The organism is Aeromonas sp. 604176 (genome assembly GCF_049170755.1).
In the GTDB taxonomy this organism is placed as follows: domain Bacteria; phylum Pseudomonadota; class Gammaproteobacteria; order Enterobacterales; family Aeromonadaceae; genus Aeromonas; species Aeromonas veronii_A.
Genome location: NZ_JAAKNE010000198.1, coordinates 1 through 3553 on the forward strand (window position 1 = coordinate 1; position 3553 = coordinate 3553).

The following is a 3553-nucleotide window of genomic DNA, read 5'->3' on the forward strand; positions in this document are numbered from 1 at the left end:
TGCACGCTCAGCATGTCGCCGCGGTTGACGCGGGTCGGGCAGTAGCGGGTCAGCAGCAGGTGCTCCTTGATGGGGTCTTCGCCACGCTCGGCGCGGCGGGACTTGGAGGCCAGGATACCAAGGATGCGGTCGGAGTCACGCACGGAAGAGACTTCCGGGTTGGTGGTGACGATCGCTTCGTCGGCAAAATAGAGCGCCATCAGTGCGCCTGCCTCGATCCCTGCCGGGGAGTCGCAGACGATGTAATCGAACTTCATCTCCGCCAGCTGATCCAGGATCTTCTCGACCCCCTCACGGGTGAGGGCATCTTTGTCCCGGGTCTGGGAGGCGGGCAGGATAAACAGATTTTCCGAGCGTTTGTCCTTGATCAGCGCCTGATTGAGGTTTGCTTCCCCATTGATGACGTTGACGAAGTCATACACCACGCGCCGCTCGCAGCCCATGATGAGATCCAGGTTTCTCAGACCGATGTCAAAGTCAATGACCACTGTCTTGTGACCACGCTGGGCTAAGCCGGTGCTCAGGGCCGCACTGGTTGTGGTCTTGCCAACGCCACCTTTACCCGATGTAACGACTATGATTCGCGCCATTCTCGCTTCCTTGTAACTCTATTTGATACGGTCTATTCGGAGTTGTTCGTTGTCCAGCCGGACGTGTACCGGTTGCTGGATCAGGCCTGCCGGCAATGCATCGCTCAGCTGGAATGTGCCCGCGATGGAGAGCAGCTCGGCCTGTAATTGCTGGCAATAGATCCGGGCCTGGGTGTTTCCCCGGGCACCGGCAATGGCTCTGCCACGCAGGGTGCCATAAATATGAATGCTGTCATCGGCGAGCACTTCAGCTCCCGGACTGACGGATCCCAGCACCACCAGCGAGGTGCCGGCGGCGTAAATCTGCTGGCCGGAACGAACCGGTCCCACATGTACCTTGCTCGGGATCAAGGGGGCGGGTTCGGGCTCGGGAACCACCTCTGGGACGGCTGGCGCGGGGGCAGGCTCGGGTTCCGGTTCGCTCTTGCGACTCTTGCCCGAGGCCATCACGGCCAGTCCCACCGCCTTGGCGGCTGTCTTCATCTCTTCACTGCGCGCCCCCGTGATGCCGACCAGCACAAACTCTTCGGACTCCACCAGCTCCTTGAGCTGTTCGAAATCGGGAATATGTTCCAGTCGGGAAACATTGATCACCAGCGGTGCGCAATTAAAAAAGTAGGGTGCCTGGGCCACTTTTTCGGCCAACAACTGACGTATCCGCTCAGGCTCGCCATCGCTGATATGCAACACAGAAATAGTGAAGGTGGTCCCTTTCAATTCGTTATCGCGCTCAACCATGAATCTTCCCCGAGGCAGAGATGCTAATCCGTTATTGTTATTCAATTCCTGATGTTATAGTTTGCCCCCATCAGAGGCAATAAACTCGTCGGATTATATCAATTTCCATGTTGTGTGCAGTCTATAAAAGTCGCAAAAAAGCCGAGACCTACCTTTTTGTTGAAAAAAGAGAGGATTTCTCCCGTGTTCCCGAGCCACTGCTGAGCGCATTCGGGCGTCCCGAGCTGGTGCTGATGACCAAGCTGGATCCGGCCAAGCCCTTGGGGCTGGCTGATGTCGGCAAGGTGATGGCCGCGCTGACCAACCAGGGGTTCTACCTGCAGGTGCCACCGCCTCCCGAAAATTTGCTGGAGCAGCACAAGGCCAGCCTGAAAAAACCATCCTGAATATCCTGCCCCGTTGTGTGTTCTGCCCAGCGGGGCTAATTCTTTGTGACTCTGCATGACGCATTCCGGCCCCGGAGAGGTGGCCTGCGATAATCCCGTGACAGGATCTGGCCAAATTAAACCCTCCCTTTGGTGATATTCACTTTTCGCTGTTTAAATAGAAAGTCAATCTGCTCCCAACACCATATCCTCAACCTTTGCTGGCGCTCACAAAAATAGCGAGTAGCGCACGCTCATATCCTCCATTTCAACGGCTATTGGCCAATTCATCGATTATTTTCAGCCCCTTCCTTGGGCGCTTTTTTGGCCTCCACTGTACATCAAATAGGGCGTAAAGAGGGCGGTGATAACGGTGCTAAAACCAGTTTGCGCGATGCGCTGTGACCAAAGTGATGAGCTAACCCCCTGTTTGTGTACTTGATTGTTTGCCCTGATCTCGAAAGTGCCACATAGGTGGCACTTTCGTGGCGGCGTGATAATCCGCAGGGTGAGCGGTAACCGCGTCTTGCCAAACAAGGGTATGCCCAAAGTGGAGGGGATTGAGCTGAGGGGCCATCTCGATATCGATTAGTTGTGAAACTGTGACAGGGGCAAGATAGCGGGTAAAGGTTACTGGCAGGGTAGAACGTCGCTTCCAATCCATTGAGACGAGTTAATCAAGGTACGTAATTAGAGAGGCATTTAGACAAGGCAATCCGCATTGCGGTGGCGTAGCAGGGGTATATCCGCGACGCCCTACAGTGAAATGGTCGGTATCCCGGTATAAGTGCCCGGCGTCCCATTCGGGCAATAAAAAAGGCGGGATATCCCGCCTTTGTTCAGATGAGGGCGCAACCCTTATTCGCAAGCAACCTGCATCACCTTGATGGCCAGACCGCCACGGGAGGTTTCACGGTACTTGGAGTCCATGTCCTTGCCGGTGATGTACATGGTCTCGATCACCTTGTCCAGGGAGACGCGCGGCTTGGAGGTACGACGCAGGGCCATACGGGAGGCGTTGACCGCTTTCATGGCTGCGATGGCGTTACGCTCGATGCAAGGCACCTGTACCTGACCGGCAACCGGATCACAGGTCAGACCCAGGTTGTGTTCCATGCCGATCTCGGCAGCTTCGCAGACGTGCTCCGGGCTACCGCCCATCAGCTCGGTCAGACCGGCAGCGGCCATGGAGCAGGAGACACCCACTTCACCCTGACAGCCCACTTCGGCGCCGGAGATGGAGGCGTTCATCTTGTAGAGGATGCCGACGGCACCGGCAGCCAGATAGAAACGGGTGTACTCGTCGCGGCCAACCGGCTGGATGAACTTGTCGTAGTAAGCCAGTACGGCCGGGATGATACCGGCAGCGCCGTTGGTCGGTGCAGTGACCACGCGGCCACCGGCAGCGTTCTCTTCACTCACGGCCAGAGCGAACATGTTGACCCAGTCAACGATGTTCATCGGATCGCTCGAGAGGTTCTCGTTGGTGTTGAGCTGACGGTAGAGCGGCGCGGCACGACGGGGTACGCGCAGCGGGCCGGAGAGCACGCCTTCGGTACGGCAGCCGCGCTCGATACCTTCGCGCATGGTGTTCCAGATCTTGCCGAACTTCTTGTAGATCTCTTCCGGAGTGTTGAAGCACTTCTCGTTTTCCATCATCAGGGCAGAGATGGAGAGACCGGTCTGGCTGCAATGGGCAACCAGCTCAGCGGCGCTCTTGAACGGATAGCGTACGGACATGTCGCCGCTGTCAGCCTTGCCGAAGTTCTCTTCGTCAACGATAAAGCCACCACCGATGGAGTAGTAGGTCTTGCTGTACACCACTTCATCTTCGATCAGGGCAGTCAGCTTCATGCCGTT

Annotated in this window: 4 protein-coding genes; 1 reads left to right on the forward strand and 3 read right to left on the reverse strand. The window is 56.7% G+C overall.

What is annotated here, in order from left to right; translation table 11 throughout:
* Both minD and minC read right to left on the reverse strand, forming a co-directional pair.
* A partial coding sequence (minD, locus tag G5358_RS20425) for a septum site-determining protein MinD (RefSeq protein ID WP_421324816.1) occupies nt 1-590 on the reverse strand: 590 nt, incomplete at its 3' end.
* An 18-nt stretch (nt 591-608) separates the two neighbouring features.
* Complete coding sequence (gene minC, locus G5358_RS20430) at nt 609-1328, reverse strand: septum site-determining protein MinC (RefSeq protein WP_069528166.1); 720 nt, start codon at nt 1326-1328, stop codon at nt 609-611.
* A gap of 107 nt (nt 1329-1435) precedes the next feature.
* Here minC and G5358_RS20435 point away from each other — a divergent pair, with 107 nt between their 5' ends.
* Nucleotides 1436-1714: a YcgL domain-containing protein gene (locus G5358_RS20435; protein WP_005360946.1), complete on the forward strand. Its 279-nt coding sequence runs from the start codon at nt 1436-1438 to the stop codon at nt 1712-1714.
* Between the two features lie 837 nt (nt 1715-2551).
* On the opposite strand, the gene G5358_RS20440 is transcribed toward G5358_RS20435, so the two are convergent.
* Nucleotides 2552-3553: L-serine ammonia-lyase (locus tag G5358_RS20440; protein ID WP_421324817.1), on the reverse strand; the 1002-nt coding region annotated here is incomplete at its 5' end.

What these genes read in the sequence shown, in the direction of transcription:
- G5358_RS20435 (WP_005360946.1), top strand. Translation starts at nt 1,436, where the DNA reads ATGTTGTGTGCAGTCTATAAAAGTCGCAAAAAAGCCGAGACCTACCTT.
- minC (WP_069528166.1), bottom strand. Translation starts at nt 1,328, where the DNA reads ATGGTTGAGCGCGATAACGAATTGAAAGGGACCACCTTCACTATTTCT.